The organism is Stenotrophomonas sp. (assembly GCF_050737075.1).
In the GTDB taxonomy this organism is placed as follows: Bacteria; Pseudomonadota; Gammaproteobacteria; order Xanthomonadales; family Xanthomonadaceae; genus Stenotrophomonas.
Genome location: NZ_JBOHXV010000168.1, coordinates 1 through 3,532, shown reverse-complemented (window position 1 = coordinate 3,532; position 3,532 = coordinate 1). Strand labels below are relative to the sequence as shown.

The window sequence follows — 3,532 nt, the reverse complement described above, 5'->3', positions numbered from 1 at the left end:
GCCGCCGGCCCGTTGCACCACCGGGCGCAACAAATCGATGGCGCCAGTCTCCCTATCCGTTAGGGCAGCGTCTTTGAAACTGGTTTCGAGGAATTCTCCCCGCGCGCGCGGGAGAGTGGGCCTTCAACCAGGAGGCGTCATGGACAACCAGCACCGCAAGATCAAAGGCTATCGGGAACTCGCCCAAGCGGAGATCGACGGTATCAACGCGATCAAGGACAAAGGGACCGAGATCGGCCGCCTGCTCGAAGCCCTGGGCGATATCCCGGGCATCGACAAGCGCGCCCTGGCTATCGCCAGGACGGAGCTGCAGACCGGGCTCATGTGGGCGACGCGGGCCATCGCCCAGCCGGAATCGTTCTAGTGCCCAGGAAGGGCGATCCGACTAGCGCCGAGCGTAGCGCTCGGCGTGCTGCTCGATCGCCTGGAAAGCCGCACGTTTGGCTTGAAGGAAAGGTTCCAGCGCAGCCTTGGCATCTTCGACACTGGATCGGAAGAATGCAGATTCCAGCGCAATGGACGCCCTCTGCAGTTCGTCAACCGACGCCTTCAATTCCGGAAAGTACAGCAACGCCAGTGTCTGCATTTGAGTGGCAGCTTGTGCCAGCTCCGACCCTTCCGATCGAGGCCCTGCTTGAACTGAGGTCTCTACTACTCGCGCCATGTGGATGGAAAGATCCGAAGCCAGCGTGGCCATTTGCTCGTACCGCTGCCGCAGCAAGGCGCGACGTTCATGACGCCTGGAAAGCCATTGCTGGAGCAGCGGCCCGAACTGCGCGACAGCTGACCCGAGCAGTGCGGCACCGGCTGCGATCAGGGCGGTGAGGAAAGTGCTGTTCACGGACGGTTGGTGTCGCCCCGAGAGTCCTTTCTCATAAGGCCCCCGAGCGTCTCCTCCCATCGCGAATCTTCCGAATGGCTATCAGGACTCTCTGTTTCGATCGGTGAATCAGAGTTGGTCATGGGTGATGCTTCCCATATGGCGCAATCAGCGATATCAGCAAGCATCAAGCTGGCCTCTTTCAATGCGATTGTTAGAAGCACCATGACAAAGGACGCAATGACTCCAACTGCCAATGCGCCTATCCCGCTACCCCTGTCAACACTGTTGCCCGCCAGGAGCGCAGCTAGCAATATCAATGCAGCAGCGATGTAACCAACAAAAGCTGCAAAGCCTATGAATCCCCGAAAAACCGGATAGCAACTCTGGGTACGGATGATCGTCAACTTGGCTCGACTACTCATGAACTTCCTCCTTGGCTGTGTTGTCCATTTCGACATGTGCTGGCCGGTCTACTTATTCGATTGAAGCCTTGCTTGCTTGATCAGCGACCTCGGTTGCGCGAACGCAGCGCTCGTCTTGTCTAGGGCCGCCTTCGCGTCCTCCGGACTGTTTCTGTAGTTGTCAACAAGAGCGGCCTCTCGAGGGCTGAGCAATCCCGTTGATGAGTCATCAACCGAGATCCCGCTACGGTGACCTGACAGGATGTAGAGAACATCCCATCCGGCGGCTGTCAGGGCCCCTAGCACCTTCGCCCCTGGCTCCGAGCCCGCTTCGTACTTAGCCCACATCTCGCGGCGGACGCCAACTAGCGCCGCCGCCTGAGCCTGCGACCAGCCCAAAGCCTCGCGGAGCTCTTTCATGCGCGTTCCTGCGTGAGTATCTAGATGCACACAAATCCCTTGACTTGTGCATTTGAATGCACAAGACTTATCCCGTCCGGTTTAAACGTCACCGCAAGGATACGACATGGTTCAGCCTTTGCCCCCCGGGCACGACTTGATGATCAAGGTACGTGCCGCCCTCCTGCTCCAGAACACCACGCTGGCCGCCTGGTGCCGCCAGCGCAGCATCCACCCCAGCGCAGCGCGCCAGGCGATCTACGGCACTTGGGCCGGCCCCAAGGGTCGCGCCATGCGCGCCAGCATCCTGAAGGCTGCTGGCCTGAAGGAGGCGGCATGAACACCCCCGGCCAGCCCCTGGACGAACTGTCCATCCGCGAACTGGAGCTGCTGCTCGCCTCGGCGCGCGACCAGTACAACACCGCGACGGCCAACTGGCGGAAGGTCGCAAGCTCCGATGCCCCCCTGTCCGACACCCTGCCGTGGGCGGGCGCCGTCAATGCCGCCGAGCGTCGCTTTGAGCGCGTCAGGAAGGAGTTGGCCCGTCGCCAGCAGGGAGCGGCCGCATGAGCACCCCCGGCACCACCACCTATCGGCGGCTCGATCCGGCCACCGGGCAAGGTGGCCGGATCGTCTACACCCCGCTTACTTCTCAGTACGCCGCACAGCCTGCTCGCGCGCCCGCAGCAGGGTCTGATACAGCGACGGGATCAGATCGGCAAGCATCGCCTGCGCATCGGAATCCTCGCGGGTGTTCCCGCTCAGGCGTATGTCGCCGTTTGAAACAAACGCTGCGGCAAGTTGCACGGCTTGTTCAAAAATTCGTTCCGATTGCATTTGGAATCTCCGTTGGTTTGGGTGTGTTGGTTGGCACCTCGCATCCTACCAACGGCGATTCCTCCCGCACGGAGGTGCTCCCGTGAGCGAGCAGAGCATCTTCGCCCGCCTGTTGTTCGCCCTGTCCGGCCATAGCCGCAATGGCCTTCGCTTGAAACAGATCGCCGACGGGATCGGTGAATCGCCCAGCACCACGCTGCGCAACCTACAGCGTCTGGGTGAAGACGGCCTGGCCGAGCGCACGCCCCAAGACCAGGACAACTGGCGCCTTTCCCCCCGAATTGTCCAGATCGCCCTGGCGCACCAGACCGAGGTGGCTCGCGAAGAGCGGGCGCTGGACGACTTCCGCAATCGCTACAGCCGTAGCCCCAACTGATGACGAGGATCGACATGACAGAGAAGCAACCCAGCAAGCGCGGCGCCAAGCCCGTTGCTCAGGCCGAAGTGGTCGGCCCCCAGCTCGACGCCGACAAGCTTGCCGAACGCACGCAGGAACTGGTAACGCTCGGTGAGCACCAGAACGAGGTTGTGGACCAGTTCGGCGACGGCCTGCCGTGGCACCCGGACCATTACGAGGCCGCCATTCGCGGTGAACTACGTCGTGGCTGCGAAGCCTTCCTGCGCGCAGGGCGCTACCTGGTGGTGGCTCGCGAATGCGCGGTACATGGCGAATGGTATGGGCTACTGGATCGACTTGGCCTTGGCCAAGAGCAGGCCCGCCGAATGATTGAGGCAGCCCGCAGGGTAGCCTGCCTGCCAAATCCCTCGCATGCGAGGGATTTGATGGCGGCCACCAAGAGCCAAAGCCGCCTGATCGAGCTTCTGTCACTGCCTGACGAGCAGTTCACCAAACTGGCCACCGAGGGCGAAACCAAGGGCCTGACGCTCGATGACGTGGAGCACATGTCGCGCCACGAGCTCCGCTCCGCCATCCGTGACGCCCGCGCCAATGCAGATGCCAAAGATCAGCGCATCAACAAGTTGAGTGACGATCTCAACAAGGAGCATGAGAAGACGCTCAAGGCGCAGCGACGCTGGAAGGCGGCAACCCCGGACGAGCAACTGGTGACCC

Annotated in this window: 9 protein-coding genes; 5 read left to right on the top strand and 4 right to left on the bottom strand. The window is 61.7% G+C overall.

Going from position 1 to position 3,532, the window contains the following annotated elements:
- Positions 1 to 139 precede the first annotated feature (139 nt).
- Complete coding sequence (locus ACREPD_RS21905; protein ID WP_431601250.1) at positions 140 to 364, top strand: DUF7681 family protein; 225 nt, start codon at positions 140 to 142, stop codon at positions 362 to 364.
- Between the two features lie 21 nt (positions 365 to 385).
- On the opposite strand, the gene ACREPD_RS21900 is transcribed toward ACREPD_RS21905, so the two are convergent.
- The 3 genes from ACREPD_RS21900 to ACREPD_RS21890 are packed head-to-tail and all read right to left on the bottom strand — an operon-like array spanning position 386 to position 1,644.
- The gene (locus tag ACREPD_RS21900; RefSeq protein ID WP_431601249.1) at positions 386 to 841 is read right to left on the bottom strand and encodes a hypothetical protein; all 456 of its coding nucleotides are present in this window, start codon (positions 839 to 841) and stop codon (positions 386 to 388) included.
- Positions 838 to 1,245, bottom strand: a complete 408-nt coding sequence (locus ACREPD_RS21895; RefSeq protein WP_431601248.1) for a hypothetical protein — start codon at positions 1,243 to 1,245, stop codon at positions 838 to 840. Before ACREPD_RS21895 ends, ACREPD_RS21900 begins: the two co-directional genes overlap by 4 nt.
- A 48-nt stretch (positions 1,246 to 1,293) precedes the next feature.
- Positions 1,294 to 1,644 carry a helix-turn-helix domain-containing protein gene (locus ACREPD_RS21890; RefSeq protein WP_431601247.1) on the bottom strand — a complete coding sequence of 117 codons (351 nt, stop codon included), beginning with the start codon at positions 1,642 to 1,644 and terminating at the stop codon, positions 1,294 to 1,296.
- Positions 1,645 to 1,783: 139 nt separating this feature from the next.
- On the opposite strand from ACREPD_RS21890, the gene ACREPD_RS21885 reads away from it, so the two are divergent.
- A complete protein-coding gene (locus ACREPD_RS21885; protein ID WP_431601246.1) occupies positions 1,784 to 1,963 on the top strand; it encodes a hypothetical protein in 180 nt (59 codons plus the stop codon).
- Positions 1,960 to 2,193 (top strand): hypothetical protein, encoded by a 234-nt coding sequence (locus ACREPD_RS21880; RefSeq protein WP_431601245.1) that lies wholly within the window; start codon positions 1,960 to 1,962, stop codon positions 2,191 to 2,193. The genes ACREPD_RS21885 and ACREPD_RS21880 overlap by 4 nt, the downstream gene beginning before the upstream one ends.
- A 75-nt stretch (positions 2,194 to 2,268) precedes the next feature.
- On the opposite strand, the gene ACREPD_RS21875 is transcribed toward ACREPD_RS21880, so the two are convergent.
- A complete protein-coding gene (locus ACREPD_RS21875) occupies positions 2,269 to 2,460 on the bottom strand; it encodes a hypothetical protein (RefSeq protein ID WP_431601244.1) in 192 nt (63 codons plus the stop codon).
- Positions 2,461 to 2,542: 82 nt separating this feature from the next.
- Here ACREPD_RS21875 and ACREPD_RS21870 point away from each other — a divergent pair, with 82 nt between their 5' ends.
- Together ACREPD_RS21870 and ACREPD_RS21865 are read left to right on the top strand one after the other, a co-directional pair.
- Positions 2,543 to 2,836 carry a helix-turn-helix domain-containing protein gene (locus tag ACREPD_RS21870; RefSeq protein ID WP_431601243.1) on the top strand — a complete coding sequence of 98 codons (294 nt, stop codon included), beginning with the start codon at positions 2,543 to 2,545 and terminating at the stop codon, positions 2,834 to 2,836.
- On the top strand, positions 2,836 to 3,532 hold a 697-nt coding region (locus tag ACREPD_RS21865; RefSeq protein ID WP_431601242.1), incomplete at its 3' end, for a hypothetical protein. The genes ACREPD_RS21870 and ACREPD_RS21865, both read left to right, overlap by 1 nt.

What these genes read in the sequence shown, in the direction of transcription:
- ACREPD_RS21905 (WP_431601250.1), top strand. Translation starts at nt 140, where the DNA reads ATGGACAACCAGCACCGCAAGATCAAAGGCTATCGGGAACTCGCCCAA.
- ACREPD_RS21895 (WP_431601248.1), bottom strand. Translation starts at nt 1,245, where the DNA reads ATGAGTAGTCGAGCCAAGTTGACGATCATCCGTACCCAGAGTTGCTAT.
- ACREPD_RS21890 (WP_431601247.1), bottom strand. Translation starts at nt 1,644, where the DNA reads ATGAAAGAGCTCCGCGAGGCTTTGGGCTGGTCGCAGGCTCAGGCGGCG.
- ACREPD_RS21885 (WP_431601246.1), top strand. Translation starts at nt 1,784, where the DNA reads ATGATCAAGGTACGTGCCGCCCTCCTGCTCCAGAACACCACGCTGGCC.
- ACREPD_RS21880 (WP_431601245.1), top strand. Translation starts at nt 1,960, where the DNA reads ATGAACACCCCCGGCCAGCCCCTGGACGAACTGTCCATCCGCGAACTG.
- ACREPD_RS21875 (WP_431601244.1), bottom strand. Translation starts at nt 2,460, where the DNA reads ATGCAATCGGAACGAATTTTTGAACAAGCCGTGCAACTTGCCGCAGCG.